The sequence below is a fragment of the Lacticaseibacillus suibinensis genome (assembly GCF_003946175.1).
Taxonomy (GTDB): domain Bacteria; phylum Bacillota; class Bacilli; order Lactobacillales; family Lactobacillaceae; genus Lacticaseibacillus; species Lacticaseibacillus suibinensis.
Genome location: NZ_RHOK01000003.1, coordinates 68,503 through 92,932, shown reverse-complemented (window position 1 = coordinate 92,932; position 24,430 = coordinate 68,503). Strand labels below are relative to the sequence as shown.

General features: G+C 54.9%; 18 protein-coding genes. 4 read left to right on the top strand and 14 right to left on the bottom strand.

Annotated features, from left to right (window positions below):
- Nucleotides 1-55 precede the first annotated feature (55 nt).
- From EKM90_RS02315 to EKM90_RS02305, 3 genes are read right to left on the bottom strand one after another with little or no spacing between them, the layout of a single operon-like run.
- Nucleotides 56-994 carry a Ppx/GppA family phosphatase gene (locus EKM90_RS02315; protein ID WP_125579443.1) on the bottom strand — a complete coding sequence of 313 codons (939 nt, stop codon included), beginning with the start codon at nucleotides 992-994 and terminating at the stop codon, nucleotides 56-58.
- Nucleotides 991-3,171, bottom strand: a complete 2,181-nt coding sequence (locus EKM90_RS02310) for an RNA degradosome polyphosphate kinase (RefSeq protein ID WP_125579442.1) — start codon at nucleotides 3,169-3,171, stop codon at nucleotides 991-993. Before EKM90_RS02310 ends, EKM90_RS02315 begins: the two co-directional genes overlap by 4 nt.
- On the bottom strand, nucleotides 3,168-4,697 hold the full coding sequence (locus EKM90_RS02305) for a Ppx/GppA phosphatase family protein (protein ID WP_125579441.1): 1,530 nt from the start codon (nucleotides 4,695-4,697) through the stop codon (nucleotides 3,168-3,170). Before EKM90_RS02305 ends, EKM90_RS02310 begins: the two co-directional genes overlap by 4 nt.
- Nucleotides 4,698-5,492: 795 nt before the next feature.
- On the opposite strand from EKM90_RS02305, the gene EKM90_RS02300 reads away from it, so the two are divergent.
- Both EKM90_RS02300 and EKM90_RS02295 read left to right on the top strand, forming a co-directional pair.
- Nucleotides 5,493-6,410 carry an aldo/keto reductase gene (locus EKM90_RS02300; protein WP_125579440.1) on the top strand — a complete coding sequence of 306 codons (918 nt, stop codon included), beginning with the start codon at nucleotides 5,493-5,495 and terminating at the stop codon, nucleotides 6,408-6,410.
- A 389-nt stretch (nucleotides 6,411-6,799) separates the two neighbouring features.
- Complete coding sequence (locus EKM90_RS02295; protein WP_125579439.1) at nucleotides 6,800-9,502, top strand: SEC10/PgrA surface exclusion domain-containing protein; 2,703 nt, start codon at nucleotides 6,800-6,802, stop codon at nucleotides 9,500-9,502.
- A gap of 73 nt (nucleotides 9,503-9,575) precedes the next feature.
- Here the strand turns inward: EKM90_RS02295 and EKM90_RS02290 are convergent, their stop codons facing one another.
- Nucleotides 9,576-10,016, bottom strand: a complete 441-nt coding sequence (locus EKM90_RS02290; protein WP_125579438.1) for a MerR family transcriptional regulator — start codon at nucleotides 10,014-10,016, stop codon at nucleotides 9,576-9,578.
- A 103-nt stretch (nucleotides 10,017-10,119) separates the two neighbouring features.
- Between EKM90_RS02290 and EKM90_RS02285 the strand changes: the two genes are divergently transcribed.
- Nucleotides 10,120-11,130, top strand: coding sequence for an SDR family NAD(P)-dependent oxidoreductase (locus EKM90_RS02285; protein ID WP_125579437.1), 1,011 nt, complete (start codon nucleotides 10,120-10,122; stop codon nucleotides 11,128-11,130).
- A gap of 39 nt (nucleotides 11,131-11,169) precedes the next feature.
- Here EKM90_RS02285 and lepB read toward each other — a convergent pair whose 3' ends face one another.
- From lepB to EKM90_RS02250, 7 genes are all read right to left on the bottom strand, one after another.
- A complete protein-coding gene (lepB, locus tag EKM90_RS02280; RefSeq protein ID WP_125579436.1) occupies nucleotides 11,170-11,787 on the bottom strand; it encodes a signal peptidase I in 618 nt (205 codons plus the stop codon).
- Entirely contained in the window at nucleotides 11,768-13,150 is a 1,383-nt protein-coding gene (locus tag EKM90_RS02275; protein WP_125579435.1) for an MATE family efflux transporter, read from the bottom strand. Before EKM90_RS02275 ends, lepB begins: the two co-directional genes overlap by 20 nt.
- A 171-nt stretch (nucleotides 13,151-13,321) precedes the next feature.
- The gene (locus tag EKM90_RS02270) at nucleotides 13,322-14,314 is read right to left on the bottom strand and encodes an SGNH/GDSL hydrolase family protein (protein WP_125579434.1); all 993 of its coding nucleotides are present in this window, start codon (nucleotides 14,312-14,314) and stop codon (nucleotides 13,322-13,324) included.
- Between the two features lies 1 nt (nucleotide 14,315).
- Nucleotides 14,316-16,355, bottom strand: coding sequence for a beta-galactosidase (locus tag EKM90_RS02265; protein WP_125579433.1), 2,040 nt, complete (start codon nucleotides 16,353-16,355; stop codon nucleotides 14,316-14,318).
- 96 nt (nucleotides 16,356-16,451) lie between these two features.
- Nucleotides 16,452-18,689, bottom strand: a complete 2,238-nt coding sequence (locus tag EKM90_RS02260; protein WP_225422678.1) for an alpha-galactosidase — start codon at nucleotides 18,687-18,689, stop codon at nucleotides 16,452-16,454.
- Nucleotides 18,661-19,134, bottom strand: coding sequence for a DUF3284 domain-containing protein (locus tag EKM90_RS02255; protein WP_125579432.1), 474 nt, complete (start codon nucleotides 19,132-19,134; stop codon nucleotides 18,661-18,663). The genes EKM90_RS02260 and EKM90_RS02255 overlap by 29 nt, the downstream gene beginning before the upstream one ends.
- Nucleotides 19,135-19,160: 26 nt before the next feature.
- Entirely contained in the window at nucleotides 19,161-20,462 is a 1,302-nt protein-coding gene (locus EKM90_RS02250) for a PTS sugar transporter subunit IIC (RefSeq protein ID WP_125579431.1), read from the bottom strand.
- A gap of 124 nt (nucleotides 20,463-20,586) precedes the next feature.
- On the opposite strand from EKM90_RS02250, the gene EKM90_RS02245 reads away from it, so the two are divergent.
- Entirely contained in the window at nucleotides 20,587-21,441 is an 855-nt protein-coding gene (locus EKM90_RS02245) for an AraC family transcriptional regulator (RefSeq protein WP_125579430.1), read from the top strand.
- Nucleotides 21,442-21,503: 62 nt separating this feature from the next.
- Here EKM90_RS02245 and EKM90_RS02240 read toward each other — a convergent pair whose 3' ends face one another.
- The 3 genes from EKM90_RS02240 to trpS all read right to left on the bottom strand — a co-directional run bounded on the left by EKM90_RS02240 (nucleotide 21,504) and on the right by trpS (nucleotide 24,133).
- On the bottom strand, nucleotides 21,504-22,382 hold the full coding sequence (locus EKM90_RS02240; RefSeq protein WP_125579429.1) for a TPM domain-containing protein: 879 nt from the start codon (nucleotides 22,380-22,382) through the stop codon (nucleotides 21,504-21,506).
- Nucleotides 22,383-22,391: 9 nt separating this feature from the next.
- Nucleotides 22,392-22,976 carry a LemA family protein gene (locus tag EKM90_RS02235; RefSeq protein ID WP_125579428.1) on the bottom strand — a complete coding sequence of 195 codons (585 nt, stop codon included), beginning with the start codon at nucleotides 22,974-22,976 and terminating at the stop codon, nucleotides 22,392-22,394.
- Nucleotides 22,977-23,116: 140 nt separating this feature from the next.
- Nucleotides 23,117-24,133, bottom strand: coding sequence for a tryptophan--tRNA ligase (gene trpS / locus EKM90_RS02230; protein ID WP_125579427.1), 1,017 nt, complete (start codon nucleotides 24,131-24,133; stop codon nucleotides 23,117-23,119).
- Nucleotides 24,134-24,430 lie beyond the last annotated feature (297 nt).

Genomic DNA, 24,430 nt, shown 5'->3' with positions numbered 1-24,430 from the left:
AACCCGGCTTGGCAGCGGAAGCAGCCCAGCCGGGATTTAAGGAAAGCTTTTGCAGTCACGCCTCTTGGCCTAACTCATTGGCGTTCAGGTAGCTATACAACGCCCCTTCGCGCAAGCCGTACTGGGAAAACAGCAGCCGGTCGCTGTCGAGGTAGCGAATCATTGTAATCACAGGCGTCAACCCGCCGACAATGATGTCCGCCCGAAACTTGGACAAACCGGGGACTTCTTTGCGTGCCACCAGGTCCTTGTCCAAGATGTCGGCATAAATCTTGTTCGCGGCAGTGGTGGCCATGCGGTAGCCATGAATATCTTCATAACTGCCCCGCTGTTCACGCCGGCGCTGAATTTTGGCCAACGTCCGATTGGAGCCGCCCAGCGCCACAATCGGCAGATTCAAGGCCTTGCGCAGCCACCAAATGCCATTAAGCATGCTGGAGAATTCGGTAATCAGGTTGAACAGTTGCGCCGGCCGCACCACATCAGCGTCCAAAAAACGCTCCGATAAGTTCACTGAGCCTACCGGCAAGGACACGCGGTGAATGAGTTTGCGGTTTTGCACCAAAATGAGCTCGGTGGATGCCCCACCGGTATCCATAATCAAGGCATTTTGAATGGGTAAGGTGTTGACCACCCCGAGATAGTCCAGCTCGGCCTCGCGGGTGCCGGGGATCACCGTGATGGTCAGCCCGGTTTCGGCTTTGACCTGCCTGAGAAAAGCTTTTTGATTGCCCGCTTGCCGCACGGCCGCAGTGGCATAAGCCTCTAGCGTTAACTCTGGAAAGGCCTTAGCCGCGGCGCTGAACCGCTGCAGCGCTGCCAAGGTGCGGGCAATCGCGGCGGGCTTGAGCGTTTGCTCTGGCCCCATGTCCTCAGACAGGCGCACCATCTCCTTGAGCTTGAGCACTTCATGGGGCTGATGATTGCCATCGATTTGCCAAATGGACAGCCGCGCCGAGTTACTACCTAAATCAATGACCCCAAAATGCGTCATTCGCCGGCCTCCTCATCTTGCGGCGCCGTTAACGGCGTAAAGCGGCGGTTGGCTTGCGGGTCTTCTTGGTTATCTTCCCGGCGCGCCAGCTGCGCCGCGGTTTGGGCCTGCGCCGCCGCCAGGAAGGTGGCTTGTGCATCCAGTTTGTTGACTCCGCGCAGATCCACGCGGTCCCATGAGTTGTCGGGCTGGAGCAGCCGGGTTTTGACATTGTCGTCCCACATGGTCTGGAAAATCTCACAAATCCGAGCATGAATGTCATCCTGCAGAATGGGGAACAATAGCTCCACCCGCCGCGACAGGTTGCGCTTCATCAAATCCGCTGAAGACAAGTAGAGATGTTCCTCACCACCAGCGTAGAAATAATAAATCCGGCTGTGTTCGAGGAAGCGACCCACAATCGAATGCACCGTGATGTTTTCAGACACGCCTGGAATGCCGACCCGCAGATTGCAAATACCCCGGACAATCAAATGAATCTTGACCCCAGCCGCCGAGGCGCGGTACAGGGCTTCAATCATATCGCTATCTGACAGGGAGTTCATTTTCATCGCAATCAAGGCCTTGCGCCCCGCCTGCGCTTCCGCGATTTCTTCTTCGATGCGTTCCTTGAGAAAATCGCGAATACCCAGCGGCGCAATCACCAGCTTGTTAAAGTACGCCGGTTCCGAGAAGCCAGACAGCATGTTGAAAATGTTGGAGGCGTCGGTACCCATTTCGGTATCCGCCGTGAACAGTCCCATATCGGTATACACGCGCGCGGTGACATCGTTGTAGTTCCCAGTGGCCATGTGCATGTAACGACGAATGCCGTCTTCATCGCGGCGCACTACCAGCGCCAGCTTGCAGTGGGTTTTCAGCCCCACCAAACCGTAGATCACGTGGCAGCCGGCGCGTTCGAGCTCTTGCGCCCAGTGGACGTTGTTTTCTTCGTCAAAACGGGCCTTCAGCTCGACCAGCACCGTGACCTGTTTACCGTTTTGCGCAGCCAGCTTTAAATAGCTGATAATCGGCGATTTGGATGACACGCGGTACAGCGTCATTTTCACCGCCAGCACCTGCGGATCCAGCGCCGCCTGATGGATAAACTCCACTACCGGCGTGAAGGAGTCATAAGGGTGCTGCAGGAACAAATCGTGCTCCCGGATTTGGGCGAACAAGTTACCTTGCATCAGGGTTTGATCCAGATATGGCGTGAACGGCGGGTATTGCAGCTCACTGTGGCCTTGCACCTGCTTGACCAGTTTGCTCAGCACATTCAAGTCGATGGGGCCTTTGATGGCATAGACGTCGGCTTCTTTTTCAATATCGAGCCCTTTGATCAGCTTTTTCTTGAGGTACTTGCTCATTTCGGCGTCGATTTCTAGCCGCATCACCTTGCCGCGCTGGCGCTTTTTGAGCTGCGACTGAATCTCTTTCATCAAATCCGACGCGTCTTCTTCCGCCACATCGAGGTCCATGTCCCGCGTCACGCGGAACAAGGCAGTTTCGCGAATGGTGGCGCCGACAAATAGCGACCCCAAGTGGGCCTTGATGATGTTCTCCAGCAAAATAAAATCATTTTCGCCGTCTGGTAGCCGGAGCACCCGCGGAAACATATCGGGAATCTGCACGGTGGCAAAACTGCGTGCCTTCTCGTTGTCCTCGCCTTCGTCTTCCGGCCGTTGCAAGCGAATGGCCAGGTTCAGGCTGTTATTCGCCAAAAAGGGAAACGGCCGGGTCGGGTCAACGCCCATCGGGGTCAGCACCGGATATAATTCCTGCTCGAAGTAATCGCGGCAGAACTGCTGCTGGTGCGGCGACAATTCGTCCATCCCCTTGAGTTTGATGCCCAGCTCCGCCAGCCGCGGCTCGAGGGAGCGACTCCAGGTGGTGTATTGCTTATCGACCATGGCATGGGCGGCTTTGGCAATCGCGGTCAGCTGCTGCATTGGCGTCATCCCCGCCGCATCAGGCGTGTCGTAATTGACGGCGACCATTTTGCGCAGTGAAGCCACCCGGACGTTGAAGAATTCATCCAGGTTACTTTGGGTAATGGCTAAAAAACGCACCCGCTCCAACAGCGGATTGGTTTTATCACGTGCTTCTTCCAGCACCCGGTCATTGAAGGCCAGCCAGCTGAGCTCGCGATTGTTGTAGTACTTGCTGTCTTTAAAATCGATGGCTTTTTTGCTCATAAGCGCTTCTTTCCTTTCAATTCGATGGGCAGGCCAAAGACGATTGCGAAGAACTCGCCTTTGGTTTGCAACGTCCAGCGCTCCAGCTCGACATCATCGGTCGCCGTGGCGGTCAAAAGCACCCGGGTGGGCTGAATCGAGACCCGAATTTTCTGAATTTTCTGTTGGCGTGAGGCATCCAGACTATCCGCCACTCGCAGCAGCGCCGAGAGCTTGGCAATAATCAGCCGCCGGGTGGAGTTAAGTTCATGCAAGTCGCTCAGGTCCGTTTGCGGGGTATCGCTGGAATGATAGCGGGCAATTGCCGCCACCATGCGTTGCTCTGGCATGGTCAGGCCCATCAGCTCCGAAGAGTTGATGATGTATTCAGAATGTTCATAGTGCTTGTGGGTATCGACATAGCTCCCCACGTCATTGACGGTCGCCGCAATTTGCAGCAGCAGCCGCTCACGCTTGCCCAGTCCGTGCAGTTTCTTCAGCCGGTCAAACAGCTGCAAGGCGAAATTAACGGTGCTATCGCGATGCTTCGGATCCACCTGATAGCGATCGGCCAGGTTCTGGGCGGAAATCAAAATCTCGCGGGTGGGATCAATCGCTGCCGCCTGGGAGCCTGCTTCCCCTGCCGCCGATAGCTCAATACCATCCAGTAACTTCAGGTTAGAAATCCAGACCCGCTCAGCATTCAGGGTTTTCAGAAGTCGGTACACCAAGAGCACCGTTGGCAGCACCTGCGCTGTCTGGGTTGGGGTTAAGTCAAAATGATCACTTAAGTACTGGTCGCTGGCCTGCACGACTTCCTGGTAAATCAGCCGGAAGCCTTCGTGATCGGTTTCCACCATTTCCTCGCCGCTGGGAATCAAGGTATTGAACACCGACAAGGCACTGCCCATCAAAATCATGTGCGGGTAGTGCTGATTTTTCGGTAGCAGGCGCATGAAATCCGCCAGCCGGCTGTCAATGTAATCCCGCATCACCTCGGTCGGGTTTGGCACCGTGCGCTGCAAGTCCCCCATCACTTCAAACACCCGTAGCGGGCCGAGCGACAAGTTGCGCGAGAAGCCAAACTCGCCATTGGCAAAAGCTGTCAGCTCAACAGAGCCGGAACTGATGTCAATCAGCACCGTGCCTTTTTGGGTGATTTGGTCAAAATGCGGGAACTTCCCCAGTACCGCTTGCGTGCGGTAGTAGGACTCCTGCGATAAGGTCAGCGTGGCCACTGGTCGGCCGGTACGACTGAAGAGCTGGTCGCACACGAACTGCGAATTTTTCGCTTCAAAAAAGCTGTGGGTACCGATAATCTCATAGCTTTTGACCCCATAGTCGGTCATCAGCTGATCAATGGTTTGCAGCGCCACCACGAGCTGATCAACGGTACCGGGCTGAATTTCATGGGTGGCAAAAATATCCTCCCCAATTGACACCGGATAGGCACCGCGTTCGACTTCCACTAAGGTTTTCAGGTTCGTGATACTAAAGAAGACGCTTTGCGCCCCAATCACCACAAAGCCATGTTCGCTCATTGCCATCGCGCTCCTTTTTCAGTGGTCTACCCTGACCACTTTTCACCAATCCTGCTGTCCCCATCATAGCATGTTCACCCCCGACTGGGCGCAGGTTCTCGATCTGCGTTTGAGGCCGCTGGGTTCGGCGCCAGTGGGCTCCGCTTGGCGGGGGTGCTGGCAGTGCGGCCGGTCCGAGCCACAAACCGGCCTCGGGCCTAGTTTTGAAGCTGCAGTCGCTACGCTCCGTTGCGTCTTCAAAACTGCTAAGATTATCTGGGAAGCCCAGCGCCAAACCCACGCCGGTCTTCCTGTCGCCAATCGATTCACTGCCAGACCCCTGCCTAACTCCGCCGACTGCCACCAAACCCGGCTTGACAACGATGAATAGCCTGTTGCTGTCACAATCTTGACGGTAACGGCTATCACGTTTCACTCACAATCAGGAGTCAATGCTATCGCTGCTGTGTCATCATCTTGATAAGCCTCACGACCATGTAGCAGGTGAGGTTGGCTTGGCAGAGGGGCGGGGTGGTCCAGCCGCGAAACAGTCAAGACACGAATAGACTGCGGGCTTTGCAGGCTGTTCCTGGCTTGACTGGGGGCAAATGTGAAACGCCGTTGAGCGTAGCGATGGCGGTTCACATTTGAGGCTGGAGACCGCATTTTGGCTCCAGCCGACCCCGCAGCAGGACCACCCCGCCCCGGCGCCACGCCAACCCCGCCTGCGGCCACGCCCAGATTTAACGAAAGCGCTCACTGTGCTAAAATGAAAATGAATCTGCGGGTCGAAATGAAGACCTAGGATAAAGGAGCGAGATTATGAAAACTATCGATCTTGGCCATGTTGGCCTGAAAGCTTCCGCCGTTGCGTTAGGGGTCATGCGAATCACCAAACTCGACCGCGCCGGCGCCACCAAGTTGCTCGAAGCCGCTCATGATGCCGGCATTAATTTCTTTGATAATGCTGATATTTATGACGGTGGTAAGTCAGAAACCCTGTTTGGCCAAGCATTGCGCGATGCCAACTTCAGCCGCGAGGATGTGCTGGTGCAAAGCAAAGTTGGCATCGTCCCGGGCAAGCGCTATGACTTTTCCAAGGAACATATTCTCGAAGCCGTTGATGGCAGCTTGAGCCGCTTAGGGGTGGACTACCTTGACACCCTGCTACTGCACCGGCCAGATGCGCTGATGGAGCCAGAAGAAGTCGCTGAAGCCTTTGACACCTTGCAAGCCAGCGGTAAAGTCCGGCACTTTGGCGTGTCGAACTTCAACCCGATGCAGGTTGAGCTACTGAAAAAAGCCGTCAAGCAGCCGCTGGTGGCCAATCAGCTGCAGTTGTCCGTGATGCACACCGGGATGCTGGACAATGGCATTCACGTGAACATGGCCGATGACCGCTCAGTGGATCATGATGGTAGCATCTATCAATACAGTCGCCTGCATGATATGACCATTCAAGCCTGGAGCCCCTTCCAGTATGGCTTCTTCGAAGGAGTGTTCATCGACAATCCGAAGTTCCCGAAGCTAAACGCTAGCTTGAAGCAATTGGCTGATGAATATCACACCAATACCAGCGCCATTGCCGCAGCTTGGTTGCTCCGGATTCCTGATGTGCAAGTCATCGCTGGCACCACCAATGCTAAGCGCATTGCTGATATCGCCGAGGCTGGCGACATCACCTTAACGCGCCAGCAGTGGTACGACGTATACTTCGCGGCTGGCAACGATTTGCCTTGATGAACCATTTTGAATACGGCAAGCGAGTCCTCATCCATGAGGGCTCTTTTTTTGTCCTCGCAGGTGATTGGACTAGACAATCAGGAATAAATAACTAGCTTAAGAGTAGTTGCTGTCATGCCATTATTGACATAATGGACGATGAAGATTGCCAAATATAGTTAATGGCAAAAATAATATTTACTTTTTGTGTCTAATTATCATCAGATTGACGTTTTAGATATTTTTTAATAATATAAAAGGCGTAAGAAACCGGCTTCACTTGTGATTTTAACACTTGATCAGCAAGCAGCTGGCGGCTTACTTTGGGGGAAAGGTTCTGAATCTGAATGCTTTTAGAAGATAGGTAACGGCCACGCAGCCGTTCACAGGCTTGAGGAGGAAATGGAATGAAAAAAGGGAAAGCAGCAAGTGGCGCATTAATTTCGGCCCTGATGCTTGCAGGCGTTGGGGTATGGGGCACGAAAGCAGAACGCGTGCATGCCGACACGAATGATACAGAAACACCAGTGGTAGCGACGACACCAGTGACGACCCCGGAAGAAGCCGTTCAAGCAGCGCAGACTGACGTTGACCAGCAACAAGCCGCCGTTGACGCGGCCACCACTGCCAATGACGCGGCGCAAACGACAGCAACTGCAGCGAATGATGCTGCCACCGCCGCGGCCGCCGAGAAGTCTGCGGCCGACCAAGCTTTGACTCAGGCCCAAGCTGATGAAGCACAAGCAGCCACCAATGCTGAGGCCACTGATGCAGACAAGGCCGCAAAGCAAGCAGAAATCACCGCCGCCCAGACCGCCGAAGCGGAAGCAGAAACCACTGCTGTAGCCAGCGCCGCTGTCGCCAGCGCGGCTGATGCGGCGATTGAACCGGCGCAAACGGCGGTGGCTGACCAGCAGGCGGCAGTGGATGCAGCCCAAACTGCCGTCGATAACCAACAAACAGTGGTCGATAATGCGCAAAAAGCAGTCGATAACACCGACGCCGCTGCCGCCCAGCAAGCCGTTGACGCTGCGCAGACTGCAGTTGACACGGCCAATAGCGAGGCCGCTGCCGCCGCTACCGCGAAAACGAATGCCGATGGCGCAATCGCTCCAGCACAAGCCGCTGTCGATGCCGCCCAAACTGCGGCCACCAACGCTAACACAGCCGTTGCCAATGCGCAAACGAACGCCGCGCAGGCAACAGCGGCTGATTCCGCGGCCCAAACCGCCGTAACGGCCGCACAAAATGCTTTGACGAATGCGACTGGCGACCATTTAGCTAATACCATTCAGATGCCGGAAGGCGTGGATGCCGCGTTTTTTGAGCGGCTCTTCAACGGTGGCACTTACACCGATGCTGATTTGCAGACCCTAGCAGCAGGCATGGGGCTTAATAAGTATGTGAATACGCCGGCCGACGAGGCCATTAAAATTCAAAACGCCAAGGATCTAACGCCGGCAATGCTGACGTCACTGGCGCAGTTTGCGGCGGATTTGATTAATCAGATTCGCGCCATCAGCGGTAAGCCAGCGGTCACCGTAACCGAAGGCGGCATGGCTTTTGCTCAGTTGGTGGTTGAAGGCTACAATGCCGATCAGTGGAATATGTTCGATAATCCCGGTCATGACGTGCCGGCGATTTCTGCCGCCGCGCAACAATCTGGCCTCAATCCAGGCGGTAATTATTATGAAGACATGTACAGCGGCTTTAACGCCGGCTTTATGACGAAAGATATGATTGCCGGCACCGACCCGTCCCAAACCGATGGCAGTGCCAGCGCCAGTTTTTATCTCAAGTTCAAAGGCAACACTGACTACAATTGGCTCTACAGTGATCTGAACGACACCATCACAGAACCAGGTGAACACACCTTTGCTGATGTCCGCAAGTCCGTGTGGGATGGCATTGTCAGCATGATGTTTGATGACGGCGGCTCAGCGTTAGGCCATACCAAGGACCTGACTGGCTGGCTTCACGACGGATCCACCTTCTCATTCGGGTTGGCGGTGGATCAATACGGCCAAATCCACTATGAAACCATCGATACCCAACTGATCACCGACCCTAGTTCTGAGCTAGGTCAAAAGATGCTGGCGCCTGTTGCGGCAACTGGGACAACAGACCTGCAGCAAGCACTGACCGCCGCCCAAAGCACGGCGGCTCAGACCGCAGCAGCCGCTCAAGCCGCCAACACCGCGTTGACGAATGCGCAAACTGCCGCCACTCAGGCCGCGCAAGCCCTGACGGCAGCCAACCAGGCCTTGACCGCTGCGCAAACCGCCGCCGCTAACGCAGCCACGGCACTCACCGCTGCGAACACCAAGGCCGCCGCGGCATCGACCCAGCTGGCAACCGCACAAGCGGCGCTGACTGAAGCGACCGCCGATGCCGGCACCAAAGCGCAGACGCTCGCCGCCGCGCAAACGCAGCTAACCACCTTGCAGCCAGCGTTAACTGACGCCCAAAATGATTTAAGTACCAAGCAGGCCACTTTGGCCGCGGCCCAAGCGGCGGCTAGCATCGCTAAAGCCACTGCAGAAACTGACGCTGCGGCCGTTGAAGCGGCCAAGCAAACCGTAGCTGACCTTCAACAACAACTGGCCGCCATGACCAACGCGGCAGCCAACCTGGTGGCCGCTCAAGCCGCCGTCGCTACTGCGCAAGCAGCCGTTGATGCGGCCCAGCAGGCCCTGGCTGAGGCCCAAACAGCCGCCAACGCCGCCAATGCCGATGCAACTCAAACTGCGGCCACTTTGGCTGCCGCAAAGGCCGCACTGGCTGAGGCCAAGACCGCTTTGGCGGAAGCTCAACGCCGCGCCGATCTGGCTGCGGGCATTGATGAAGGCCAGCAGCCTGACTCAGGTGCGACGTCCCAACCGACTGATCATCAAGGGCGCCCGCAACCGAGCGGCAACCCAACGCTGCAACCGGTCAATCATGCAGGCAAGCCGCAAGTCGCCCCAAGGTCGCTCTTGGCAACGCCGGCCCAAGCGACTGGCAACCGGAAACTTTCTCCATTAGGCGAATCTGACAACAACTTGAGTGCTTTGGGCCTCACGCTGATGGCTGCCTTGAGTTTACTTGGCTTTGGCCTGAAACGCCGCTAAGATTAGCCGCAAACTGCAGTAAAGTCTGAACCAAAGGGCGCGCCTCCGTCACTGGAGACGCGCCCTTTTTGGCCTAAACCACCGGGTAAGGATCTGCTAGCCCGTTTGCGGCTTTATCCGCGCGGGCCGCTGCCAGCTCGCCTTGCACCTGTGCGACTGCATCTGGCGCGGCGTATAGCCCCAACTTATAGTCGACTTCACGTAGGTTTTCAGTGAGCGCTTGCTGTTTGGCCAAGACTTTAGCGCGATGCGCTGTCAGCAACGCTTTGCGATCTTCAATGCTGGTCGGACCGGCCATGACATCATCAATGTAGCGACGAATATCGCTAATCGCCATGCCGGTATTTTTCAAGCACATGATGGTGTGAAGTAGGACTAAATCACCGTCAGTAAAGATGCGGTACCCAGCGGCGTTGCGGGCCACAAAAGGTAGCAACCCCGCCTTATCGTAATAGCGCAAGGTATAACTCGACAAGCCGGTTTTAGCGGCCACTTCTTGGATGGAATAACGCATGTCAGCCTCCGAAAAAATTAAGTCTTGCCTTAGAGCACACTCTAAGGTTTATGCTCACCAGCATAGTCGTTACTTAATCTAAAAACAAGTGAGGTTTATCAAGATGATCAAAAAGGTTTTAGTCACTGGCGGTAATGGTTTCCTGGGCCTGCAACTGATTGCCCAGCTGCTCAATCATGGCGCGACTGTGCGCGCCACGTTGCGCCGCCTGGAACAAGCCGCTGCAGTTAAACAGACGTTGGCTGCCAATCAGGTGCAGCATCTCGACCAGCTCAGTTTTATTGCCGCTGATCTGACCCATGACACCAACTGGGCCGAAGCGATGGCCAATATCGACGGCGTCTATGCCGTCGCCGCACCAGTGTTTGTGGCTGGCGCGAGTGACGCCGCTTTGGCGCACGAGGCCGAGGCTGGCACCCTACGCATTCTGAAAGCCGCTAATCTAGCCGGGGTCAAGCGCGTGGTGATGACCGGTAACTGGGGCGCGATTGGCTATTCCAACCATGACTTGAGCCAGGTGACCACTGAGGCCGATTGGACGGACCCAGCAGAACCAGGTCTATCTCCGTATGAAAAATCCAAACTACTCGCCGAAAAAGCCGCTTGGCAGTTTGCCGCCGCCCACCCTGGCCAACCAGAACTGGCTGTTGTCAATCCGGTTGCGATGCTGGGCCGCTCATTGAACGGTCATGTTTCCGGTAGCTTTGGCTTGGTGGCGGGCATGCTCGATGGCAAGCACCATCCGCTGGCAAACGTCCCTGTGAATGTGGTCGATGTGGTGGATGTCGCGACCCTGCATCGCTTAGCAATGGCGCAACCCGCAGCTGCCGGGCACCGCTTCATCGCCAGTGCCGACGGGCAAATCACCCTGCCAGAAATGGCGGCCTTGATTCGCCGGCAGCGGCCCGCTTTGGCGGCTAAGCTTCCGACCCGGACCTTGCCGAATTGGCTGGTCAAGACGCTGGCCCCGTTTTCCTCTCGGGCCAAGGAAGGCCGCCTGATGCTGATCACCAATCGCCATACCAGCACGGCCGCTGCCCAAAGCCTTGGCTGGCGGCCGCAGTACAGCACCGAAGCCACCATTTTACGCACCGTTGATCAACTGACCAAATAAAAAAACAGCGGCCTGAGTTAACCGCTCAGGCCGCTTTGGTTAAAAGGTCTTCATTTGATTAAGCGGCCAATACCGCCATTTGACGACCCCGTAAATATCACTGCGTTTCACAAAACCGAACTTGCGACTGTCGTAAGACACTGGTCGATTGTCGCCGAGCACAAAGTAACTTCCCTTCGGCACTCGCGCTGTCTGAGTGGCCTTAAGCGTGGCGAGGCTGAAGTTCGGCGTGAAATGCTGGCCGCTGGTGACTGCGCCGTTTTGCACTTCAGACAGTTGCAGACTCTTGACCATGAAACTCGTTTTCAAATAAGGCTGGGCCGTGCGCTTGCCATTGATGTACAGTTGATCATTCTTGACACTCACGGTATCACCAGGCAGGCCAATCACCCGCTTAATGTACTGTTCATCGGCCTGCATCGGACTTTTCAAGGTGACGATGGCATTGCGTTTGATGCTGGTTTGCGTCACCACCACCAAGCGGTCCCCATTTTTTAAAGTGGGCTGCATCGAGTTGCCGGACACTTGGTCATTGCTTAAGAACAGGCCCAGCACCATTTTGACGCCAAAGACCACGGCCATAATCAACACCACGGTACCCAGCCAGCGCAGCACGCGCCGAAGCAGCTGCCATTGGTTAGACTGGGGTTTGCTCATCTTGCCCTCCTGCCAACTGTGCGGCTTGCGCATCTTCCTTCTGCCTAATCTTGCGCATGGTGCGAATGTACATGTTGACCAAAACAAATACCGACCCGGCCCAGGCCAGCGGGTTGGCCATCGCCGCCCCAGTAAAGCCGAGGTGCGACACCAGAATAATGCCGGCAAACGCCCGCATCATCAGTTCAAACAGCCCAGCGACGGTTGGCACCAATGTGTGGCCCAACCCTTGCAGTAAATTCCGCATCGTAAAGAGAATCGCCAGCAGCCAGTACATGCTGGCATTAAAGTGGAAATAGGTCTGCGCCAGTGCGGTGACGGCAGGCTGATTCGGGCCCAAGAACAGGTTGACCAGTGGCTTGGAGAAAACAATAATCAACGCCCCGAACACCGCCGAAATCCCGACGTTTAGTAGCAAGGTCTGATGCACCCCGCGCCGAATGCGGCCATATTCACGCGCCCCTAAGTTCTGCGCGGCATAAGTGGCCATCGTCACCCCGAAGGAAGACGCCGGCAGCGTCGCAATTTGATCAATCCGGCCAGCGGCGGTGTAAGCCGCCACGGCATCGGTACCCAAGGTATTGAGCATGACCTGCAGAATAATCGAGCCAATCGCAATGATCGACATGGAAAAGCCCATCGGCATCCCCACGACAACGTGATGCTTAATGGCGGCCCAGTCGATGACCAGGTCCTCTTTATGAATGTTGAGCAGCGGAATGCGGCGCTTGATGTACCACCAACACAGCAACGCCGAAATCACTTGCGCGGTGACCGTCGCCCAGCCGGCGCCGGCGACCCCCATGTGAAAGCCCAGGATGAAGGTGAATTCCAAGATGATGTTGATCACGGTCGCGATAATCAAAAAAATCAGCGGCGTGCGTGAATCGCCCAACGCCCGCATCATGTTGGATAACAGGTTAAACGCCATCGAGGCAAAAATCCCATAGAAAATCACGCGCACAAAGGCAATCGAATCTTCCAGGATGGCCGGCGGCGTTTGCATCAGGACCAGCATCGGCCGCGTCATCGCCACCGCTACAATGGTCAGGACCAAGGCAATGGCGGCTGAAATCCAGACGCTGGTGCCAAAACTCTTGCGCACTCCGCGTTCATCCCGCGCGCCATACGCTTGCGCGGTCAGCACGGACAAGCCGGCGGTTAACCCTTGGGCGAACCCGATAATCAAAAAATTGATACTACTGGTGGCGCCGACTGCGGCCAGCGCGTCTTTACCAATCGTCCGCCCGACAATCAGCGCATCCATGAAACTATACAGCTGCTGAAAGAGGTTCCCAATCAAAAGCGGTATCGTGAAAAAGAATACCAGCTTCAGGGGATTGCCTTTCGTCAAAGTCCGCATGCTACAACCTACCTCATCTTCAATATCTTGCCCCACTCTATCACAAATGCCCACGGTTTAGGCGTCATTTTCGCAAAGAAACCCCGCAACTTTTCCCAGCTGGTGAAGCTACTTAAAAAGCGCCGCACCTGCCGCTCATGCGGATGGGTGCGGCGCCTTATTCAATTGTACCTAATCCATTTTACCGGCGTGCGCCACCAGAAAATCACCGAGGTGGTGCGCAATTTGCCGCATGCCAGTGGCCGTGGGATGAAGCAAGTCTGAACTCAAGTCAGTTTCATCCCCAAGCAGCTCCAAACCGCTGATGTAGGGCAACTTGCCAGCGGTTTCCTCTTTAACGATTTGCCGAAATTGCGCCACTTTGCCAGGATCGGCCGGATAATCGGTGACCACCATATCCGTGGCCACGACCGGCCGCGGATCGGCGGCAAAAGGCGCGATGAAGCGTCGCACCCGCGCGCGGAAAGCGGCTGGCGAAAATGCGTCAAGCATATTGATGCCCATGGCCAGCGACGCCAAGTGCCAATCTGAGCGGCTTACCAGGTAATCGGCCACCGCCGGCTCCAGCCACGCCGATCCTGGAAAGCCAAAGTTCAGCAGATCCGTCCCCAACCGATCCGCAATTAATTGCGGATACGTCGCCATAGGATTCAGCGCCATCGAACCATGAGTGATGGAAGAACCATAAGCCAAGTACGTGCATGGCGGCAGTTGCTGAGGGTCTGGCAGCGTCACCGCCCCTTCGACCCGATAGAAGTAATTACGACAGTACGGCAAACAGACGCGCACCACAGCTGGATCAAAGGCCAGATGCTTGGTCTTGGCGAGGCCTTGCAGTCGCACTAGGTTTTGCGGTTGGGCAATCGTGAGCGTAGTCGGTTTGGTCGTTAAAATCCGCGTTGAAGCGGTCCAAGTGCCGGGAAAAGTCCCGAAGCGTAGGTAGGCAATTTGCGCCTCCGCTGCCGCCTCCACCGCCAAGGTCAACTTCACCTGTGGCGCTTGCATGACAAAGCGCAGCTCGACTCCTGACGCATCCGATGAGGTATGTGTCGCCGGTTCATCGACTTGAGCGCGCACCGCTGCCGGTAGTCGATCCAGCAGTGGCCCAGCCGGCGTGGGCCGAATTAACGCCACATTATGAAAGTCAATCCCCTCTTGCTCCAAGTTAGGCCTCCTTGGCCACCACGACTTGATACGGATTCAGCGGCAAGCTACCACTGAGCGGCGCACCAGTTTCAACATCAACCAGCGCTTGTTTCAGCGTCACGGTTTGTGCTTGCTCGCTAAAGTTCATGATGAAGACAAAGGTCCCAGCTTCGCCTTGGCGGGTTTGAATCGACACGGCGGCATTGGGCACTGCCAACTGGTCGCTCGTCACGGTCTGCACCACCGGCAGTCCTGCATACAGCTTATCTAGCAAGTCGCGGCCAGTGCACGGCCCGATATAGTAGGCGTGGCCAGCGCCGTAGTCGTTTTGGGTCACTGCGGCAGTGCCAGCATAAAAGTCGTTCTCATACTGACCCAACACTTGCGCACTTTTAGGTGTGATCAGCTGGTTGTAATCATGCGTTTCAAACGTTTGGCCGGCATAGCTGACATGATTGTGCTCACCAGGGTAAACTGAATCAAACTCCCCGAGTGCCACGCCAAAGGTCTCTTGCAGCGGCTTAGGCCAGCCGCCAAGGTAAACTGAGTCATGTTCATCGACAATGCCGGTGAAGTATGAGGACACCAGTGTGCCGCCTTGTTTGACATAAGCCTGCAGCCGCGCCATCAATTCCGGCCGCATCAGGTACAGCATCGGGGCAATCACCAAGTCATACTGACTAAAATCGTGATCGACCGGTTGGACGGCTACCGGAATGTCATGTTGCCAGAAGTAGCTGTAATGATCTTCCAAGGTCTGGAAGTAACGCTTGCGGTCGCGGCCGAATGCCGCTTCCCGGTTTTGCGCCCACAGGACATCCCAGTCGAACAAAATGGCGACATGCGGCTGACGCTTGGTGTGGCGCAACCCTTTAAGGTGGGTCAAGCGTTCACCATAGGCCGCCACTTCCTTAAACACCCGGGTGTCGCCGGTGCCATCATGGCCAATCACGGCGCCATGGAACTTTTCCGAATTCGCCCGGGAGGCGTGAATTTGGAAGTATAAGGATCCTTCAGAGCCATGCGCGATCTGCTGGAACGACGCCAGGGCATGCACGCCTGGCCGTTTCAGCTTCGCCACCGCGGTATTGACCCGCGAAGGCGCGGATTCCATCACCAAGAAGGGCTGATTTTTCAGGCCGTAAAAGGTGTCATGGACAAAGGCCGTTTTCATCGCGGTTTCGGCGAGCGGTTCAAAGTTGTTGTTCCATTGCGGATAACTGTCCCAGGAGACGACATCGACATGCTTGGCAAAAGCGCCATAGTCGATGCCTTGCAGCGGAATAAAATCGCCATTCGGGCCTTCTGCCATAAAGTTAGTCGTCACCGGAATGGTTGGGTTCGCCGCCCGCAGCGGCTTGACTTCAGCGTCGAAAAAGTCGATCGTCATCGCCGTGTTGAACCGCTGCCAGTCCAGTGCCATGCCATGGACCTTACTGGAGCCCAGTTGACTAGGCACTTTGATTTGCGCCCAGTCGGTATAAGTGCCACCCCAAAAACTCATCAGCCAGGCATCGTTCAAGGCCTTGAGGGTGTGATACTTATTCTGTAGCCACTGCTGCCAGTTCGCCTGACACAAGTCGCAGAAGCAGGTGCCGGAATATTCGTTGGACACATGCCACATCGCCAGCGCCGGATTATGGCCATACCGCTCGGCCAGCTTGGTATTGATGATGCGGACCTTTTCCCGATAAACTGGGCTGGAAAAACAATGATCATGCCGGAACCCGTGGGTGTGACGCTGCAGGCGCTCATCCACCCGGTTGACTTCCGGATACTTTTCACTGAGCCACTGCGGCCGCGCCCCGCTTGGCGTGGCCAAAATCACATTGCCACCCATTTGGTTCACCCGGTCAAAAATGTCATCCAGCCACCCAAAGTCAAAGTGGCCTTCCTCCGGTTCCAGCGCCGACCAAGCAAAAACGCCTAAGGTCAGCGTGTTGATCTGCGCCTTTTTCATCAGCGCAAAATCTTTTTCAATTACCGCTGGATAATCCAGCCATTGGTCGGGGTTGTAATCGCCGCCATGCAGCAAGCGTTCATCAACATTGAAGTTCACGAGTCTTTCCTCCTATCAGCAGGCAGCCCGCGCCGCCTTATTCACAAAAGGGGATGTGATGGCATCACATCCCCATTATATGGCATCCGGCAGCGATTAAAGGGCCAGCAGATGCAACAAACATGATTGATAGTCACCTTTGAGGGTGGCGGTGTCGGGGTTCACCCCATTGAACTGCACCGGCAGCGGCAAGCCGACATGCTTTAGCACACTGCCGCTGATGGGCACGGTTTGGCCTTCGACTTGGTACTGCTGCTCGCCGTTCAAAAATGGCAACGATAAGCGGTCGGCCACGGTCTGGCCTGGGGTGGCTAATAGCCGATAGAACCCCACCAGCGCTTCTGTGCGTGCCGCGTTCACGACCGCCCAAGCAAACTCATTCGAGTTTTTCCCGGTTGGCGGCAGCAATTCGAACTGGCCATGCAAAATCAATTCCTGGTTTTGCCGGTACTGGACGATTTGCTGTTTGAGGGCCGTCAGCGTGGCTGGTGTCAACTTGGTGAGATCCAGCTCATAGCCCAGCACGCCGAACGTTGCCACGTTAAAGCGCATGGCGAGCGGGGTGGTGCGGCCCACTTGATCATTGGGCACCTTGGTGAGGTGATTACTCATCGCACTCAGCGGATAACCCAGACTGGTGCCGAACTGAATGCGCAGGCGTTCCACCGCATCACTGTCGTCAGAGACCCAGATCTGCGGCGAATAGAACAGAATACCAAGGTCAAAGCGGCCGCCGCCACCGGCACAACCTTCAATCAGCACATCAGGGTAGGCCGTCAGCAATTTCGCATACAAGGCATAAACGCCTTGAATATACCGGTGGAAGAATTCCCCTTGCGGCCGCCCCACTTGCGCGAGGTAAGCCGAATAAGCTTCGGTGATATCGCGGTTCATGTCCCACTTGATGTAATCCAGCTGCGTTTCATCAATCACGCGCCGCATCTGCTCATACAGATTCTCAACCACCGCCGGATTGGCAAAGTCCAACACGTACTGATGGCGACCAACCGAGCGGCGCCCACGGTTTGGACCCACCACCCAGTCAGGATGCGCCTTGATCAGCGCACTGTTCGGGGAAACCATTTCCGGTTCAAACCACAGGCCAAACTGCAGGCCTTTAGCATGAATGGCTTGAGCAAAAGCCCCTAGCCCAGCCGGAAACTTGCGGCGATCCACTTGCCAGTCGCCCAGCGAGGAATTGTCCGTATCACGATTACCAAACCAGCCGTCATCCAGCACGAAGCAGTCGACACCGATTTGTTTGCCTTGATCCGCTAACTTCAGCAAGACCTTAGGATCCAAATGGAAGTACGCCGCTTCCCAGCTGTTCAGTACCACTGGCCGCGGCCGGTGCTGCCAATGCGGCGCAATGATATGCTGATTGGCAAACTGCGCCGCTTGTTGCGCCAGCCCGTTTAGGCCACTATCCGAGTACAGGAGCACCGCTTCGGGTGAGGTAAACGCCGTCTCAGGATCCAACTGCCATTCAAATTGCTCAGGATGAATCCCAGTGGTCAGCCGGGTCTGGCGCCACTCATTGACTTCAGCGCTGGCCTGGAAGTTACCGGAGTAAATCAGATTAGCCCCGTAAGCCTCACCATGCCGCAACGTGGCGTCAGTGGCCACCAACGCGACAAAGGGATTCTGTTGATGACTGGAAGCCCCATGCAACGATTCCACACTGGCAATGCCATGCGCCAGCGACTGGGTTTGCACCTGGCGTTCGCGGGCCCAGTTGCCCGACAAATGAAGAAATTCATAATCAGCCGTGGGCAGATCTAGCGTGGCGCTCAGGCACCGCTCCAGCAGATAAGACTGCTGGGCGTGGTTGGTCACCGTCACCGACCGCACGACCGCGGCGGCATCAGGAAACAGCGTGTAATGCAGCACCGCCTCCACTTGCCAGGTACTATCTTTCACTGTCAAGTTCAGGCAATCAGCCTGATCGCCAAACGCGCCTGGGGTGGTCAACACCCGGGGTTTGCTGCTAGCGGTGGTATAACTTTGATACTTGAGATCAAGGTACAACGGTGCGCCATCGGCTTTGAGGCCGAGGCTACCCTGCCGGTAATCGGTGGAGCCATAAACTGGCAGTTCTTGCTGCTGATCCGCCAAACTGAATTGGTGATCGTCAGCGCTGAACTTGACCGTGCCGGCAGATTTGCTCACCGGAGCCACCAAGGCTTCCAGTTGCGCTCGATCCAGGGTCAGTTTTGGGCCAAAGTACACGTGGCCTAACTGACCATTGGGCATCACCGCGATAATATAGCTGACGCGGTCGTTACTTAAGTGAAAAAACTTTTCATCAATGACTTGCAGTGCCGTTAGACTCACCTACTTTACTCAGAGCGGCAGTTTCTTCGATCCACTGCAGCCGTTTTTTGATATTACGCCGGTAAAACAGCGTGTAGACCCAACCAACCACCCAAAAACTGTTGGTAAAATTTTTCTTGTTAAAGGTATTGGTTTCACTATAAGTGACTTTGGTACCTTCAGCCGCTGGCGCCAGCTGATAGGTGGTCACAATTCGACCAGCGGCATAGGTCACTTCGGTCTCAAACACGCGGTCAACCTCTAGCTGCGTCACAGTCATGGTCGCGGCGACCGGCATTTGATCAGTTTTGGTGTGCAGTGTGGTCGCGACGGAAGTCCCAACAGCCAGCTCATGAATACCGGCGTTGCGGTCTTTGAAGTATGCCAGCTGCGACGCCACAATCGTCTGGTACACGGCAGCGCTAGGCTGCGCCATGGTGTAGACGACCGTCATTGTTTTGGCCATGTTGGTCCCTCCAGTCTAATCAGCGATTACTGCGCCGAAGTTTCGGTTTGCGTTTCGGCTGCTTGTGCTTTTTCTTCGTTCAGATATTGCTTGTCCAAAACCTTGAGGAATGGGAACCAGATCACGAAGTACAACGCGAACATCACAATCTGCAATACCGCACCACGCCAAGAACCGGTAGCAAGCCAGCCTTGAAGGATGATTGGTGTGGACCAAACGACCGTCGCACCAGTTGGGTATGGCACCAGACCAGAAGCAAAAGCAAAGTAGCTGACACTAGCAACAATGATTGGCGACAAAATCCAAGGAATAAAGATGGTTGGGTTTAAGACCATTGGCACCCCGAAGGTCATCGGTTCACTGATGTTAAAGACCGATGGCACCGCAGTGAGCTCCATGGTGTGCTTCAGCCGTGAAGACTTGGCAATGTACAAACCAGCCAAGGAAATGGCCAAAATCATCCCCGTGGTTTCAAAACTGCCGGCAAACGTGGAGCAGATGATGTTAGGAATGGACTTGCCTGCTTGGTAAGCATTGTAGTTTTGGATATCCAAAGCGGCATAAATAGGCGAAACCACTGAGTTAACCAGCAAAGTGCCGTGAATCCCGAACCACCAGAGGAACTGGGAGAAGAACAAAACCACAATCGTCGCTGGCAGCGTTGCGCCTAAACCTTGAATTGGCACTTGCAGGACATCATAAATGAAGTCAAAGGCATTGCCCCAGGCGGTGAAGGTGAACAACCAGCGAATGAAGGTGAACGTCAGCAGCGAAGCAGCACCAGGGATCACCGCGATAAAGGACTGCGCGATTGCCGGTGGCACGGATTCTGGCATCTTAATCGTAATGTTGGCGTTTTCAAGCTTGGAGTAAATAATCGTGGCAAAAATCCCGGTCAGCAAAGCCACAAACATGCCTTTGGAACCAAGCAAATTGATGTCAATGTAGGAACCGTTCTTATTGGACATAATTGGGAGTAACATAACAAAGGCGGACATTGCGATCCCACCAGCATACAGCTGAGTGGCATGGTATTGACCAGCCAACGCATAAGCAACCCCGAAGACAACAAACAGTGAGGTAATATTCATCGTCGCGTTAGAAACCGGGCCGAGGAAATTGTTCAAAAAGTCGGTCACCGGCTGCGGCATGTACTTGGCAAAGCCGAAAGTCGTTGGCAAGTTCTGGATGATGATCATGATGGAAGCAAACATGGTCGCTGGGAACGCAACCATGAAGCCATCACGGATACTCATGAGGAACTTATTTTGGGAGAATTTGGTTGCCAGTGGCAACACTTTCTCGTTCATGGTGTCTTGTAAACTCATGTGATCCACCCCTCCTTGGGTTGATAATAGCAATAAAATGAATTTTGTAAATCGGTTTACAAGAGTTATGATAACTGCGTGTAAGCCCTAACAAAATAGCAGAATGTTGAGGTAACCTGTCCAAATGTCGACAAATGACGAAAACCACCGCGTTGATGATTTCTCTAGTCTCAATCGCAACGCTAATCTTGATATCAATGTTTATACTTGCGGCACCGAACGCTGCGAGCCGGATCATTCGTACGGCCCCACCGTGCGCAGCGGCTATATGCTGTATTTTGTCTTGGCCGGTGAAGGCAGCTACACGGTGCGCAACCACTTCTATGCCTTGAAAGCTGGTCAGGGCTTTATTATTGAACCCCACACCCTTATTCGGTTCGAAGCGGATCATCGTCAGCCTTGGACCTACCTCTGGATCGGCTTTTCCGGCCGGGCCGCTGAGCGCTATGTGCAAACCACCGCGCTGGATAACAGCAGCCCTACCTTCAGTTTTAACCCGGATGGCCCAGTGATCCAAGCGGCGCAGGCGGTGATTGCTGCCTCACACACCAGCCGCAATCGGAATCTTTTGATGACCGGCCGCCTGTATGAATTCCTTTATCAGCTGAGCTCCACCTACCCCAGTCTCGCGGTGCGTACCAATCTGGACCAAAAAGAAGCCTTGGAATCAGCACTGTTTTATATCACCAATAACTACGGTGAAGACATCTCGGTCAGTGAAATTGCCGATTCGCTGCACATCGACCGTACTTACCTGCACCGCCTGTTCGTCAAGCATGTTGGCCAGTCGCCGCAGCAGTATATCAAAACCTACCGCATGCAGCACGCCACCCAGCTCCTCACCGAAACCGACTACCCCATCGGCGTCATCGCCCATGCGGTGGGGTATCAGAATCCCTTCTCGTTTTCCAAAGCCTTTAGCCAGGAAACTGGCCTGTCGCCGCGCGCTTACCGCAAGCAACATCAACCGACCGAATAGTCAAAAACAAACAGGCCCGAACGCAATAGCGCGTTCGGGCCTGTGTTTGTTTTTTCTTACGCTTAGATGCCGGCGCCGCCGCCGCCAGAAGAGCCGCCGCCGAAACCACCGCCGGAGCCCCCACCGAAGCCGCCACCGCCAAAACCACCGCCACCGCCGAAGCCAGAGCCACCGCCCCAGCGGCCGCCGCGATTGTTGCTAGAAAATAGCGCATCGAGCAGGATCCATAGCCAGAAGCTGGAGCCACCGCCACCGCGCCCGCCGCGATTATTGCCGCCAAACAGCAAGGCAATCACGGCCAGCACAATGAAAATCGTGATCAGCGTCACGAGAATGCCGCCCCCGCCGCTGTCGTTATCGGTTTCGTCTTCGTTTTGATAGCGGGCCAGCTGACTGCTGGACAAGGTGTTACTATCCTTAGGAAATTTATACTTCTTGTCGATGACCGTGGCCACCGCGTTGAAGACTTTCCGCAAGCCGGCGTTGATCTTCGCCGGGTCTTTGGCTTTGATGGCCGCCTTGTTTTGCTGAAGAATTTGCCCGGCTAAGGCATCGGGCAGCACGCCTTCAAGGCCATAACCGACTTCGATGAACAGATTTTGCTGGCCATCATTGTCGGCGTACACCAACAGCACCCCGTTATCCTTGCCTTTTTGGCCGACGCCCCAGCGACTGAAGAGTTCGGGCGCATACTCGCCAAGGTCTTGGCCATCCGAAGATTTAATCACTGCCACCGCAATGGCAGGATTTTGCTTGGTCGCTTCGTAGGTGTGGTTTTTCTGATCAATCAACTCGCGAGTCGATGAATCCAGCAGATTCAGCTGGTCCACATAGTAATGCCCGTTCGTTGGGGCCGCTGGATAAGCGGCTGCTTGGACTGGACTGGCGTGCCCAAATAGCAGCACCAGTGGCAGGAGGAACCAAAGCCACCGTTTTTTCATCGCGGGCCTCTAATCGAGATTGACGGTTGGAACCTTTTCAGCGCCAGGGTCAGCCTTAAAGGTCGCCTTTTGCCCCAGTCCCATCATGTTGGCAAACAGATTTTTCGGGAAGGTCACGACAGCTTGGTTGTAGTCGCGCACATCTTCGATGTAACGTTTGCGCTCAACGGAGATGCGGTTTTCGCTGCCTTCCAGTTGCGTCATCAGGGTCTGCACGTTGCTGTTGCTCTTCAGATCAGGATAATCTTCGTTAATCGCTGACAACAAGGTACCCACGCTGGTGTTGATTTGGGCATCGGCTTGGGCCTTTTTGGTGGTGCTGGTGGCCTTGTTGTAGTTCTCGCGGGCCTGGGCAATCGCCGTGAAGATTTTCTCTTCATGCTTCATGGAACCCTTAACGGCGTTGACCAGGTTCGGAACCAAATCCGCGCGTCGTTGCATCACATTTTCTACCTGACTCCACTGTGCTTCCACCGCTTGGTTTTCACGTTGCAAAGAGTTGTAGGTACTGATGCTGTAGATACCGATAATCACCGCCACAATGCCAATCACAATCCCCGTAATGGCCACTGGGCTGAGTTTTTTCTTGTCCATAATTGTTCTCCTTCATGGCCGAAGCAAGCTTCAACCGTCCTCATTAAAATGGGCTGATACCCTAAGTCTATCATGTTTCGACTAAGGGGCATCAGCCCTAAGCAGGATGTTTATCGCCAGGAATAATCCTGCACATTCATTTATTTGAAATAATTGAACCCGATCGCATCACGCACTTCGGTCAAGGTTTGGTTCGCCACTTCATTGGCATGCTTGGTACCAGCAATCAACATATCCGCGACCGCATCCATGTCCTTGGCGTACTCTTCCCGCCGCGCCCGAATTGGGGCCAGGGTTGCTTCCATGACTTCATTCAAATAGCGCTTGATCTTCACATCGCCTAAGCCGCCGTGTTCGTACTGGGCTTTGAGGTCAGCGACTTTGGCTTTGTCCGGATCAAAAACATCCAGGTAAGTAAAGACCACGTTACCTTCAACCTTGCCGGGATCTTGGACGTGGATGTGATCCGGGTCAGTGTACATGCTCATGATTTTCTTTTGTACGGTATCGGCGTCATCGGCCAAGTAGATGCCGTTATTCAGTGACTTGCTCATTTTGGCGTTGCCATCGATGCCAGGCAGGCGGCCGAGGCCCTTAGGCGGAAAATAGCCTTCCGGTTCTACTAGGACGTCTTTTTGGTAGGTGCGGTTGAAGGTGCGCACGATTTCACGCGTTTGTTCCAGCATCGGTTCTTGATCATCACCGACTGGTACCGTGTCAGCCTTAAACGCTGTGATATCGGCAGCCTGACTGACCGGATAAATCAAAAAGCCAGCCGGGACAGATTCACCAAACGCTTTTTGCTTGATTTCGGTTTTGACCGTTGGGTTGCGATTCAACCGGGAAACCGACACCAAGTCCAGGTAATACATCGTCAGCTCGGTTAACGCCGGCACACCGCTTTGCACCAAAATCGTGGACTTGGCGGGATCGATGCCCACCGCCAGATAATCCAAGGCAACTTCCATCAGGGAATGCCGGATTTTCTCAGGATTGCGGGCGTTGTCGGTCAGCGCCTGGGTGTCCGCAATCATGATGAAGGTATTGTAATCACCGGAATTCTGTAGCGCCACGCGGTTCTTCAAGCTGCCGATGTAATGGCCAATGTGCAAGCGGCCGGTTGGGCGATCACCTGTTAAAATCACTTTTTTTGTCATGTTAACCTCCTAAAAATAAAAAACCGTCCTATGTTGAAATCAACATAGGACGGCTGATGCGCGGTACCACCTAACTTCATCCAAAATCTGGATGCTCTCGTTGGCTTAAGGCGCACCCACCGAGCGTCTTGTGTGAGCCAATTCACTCACCCCCGTGGTCGTCTTTCCAGTTTCGACGGCTTCCTGCACACGCTTGGGTTAGCTACTCATCACACGCATTGACGCGAATATACCTTGATGATAGCTAAGGCGGTCTTGAAAGTCAATTACCGCCCGCACAGCCGGGACGGTAGCGGC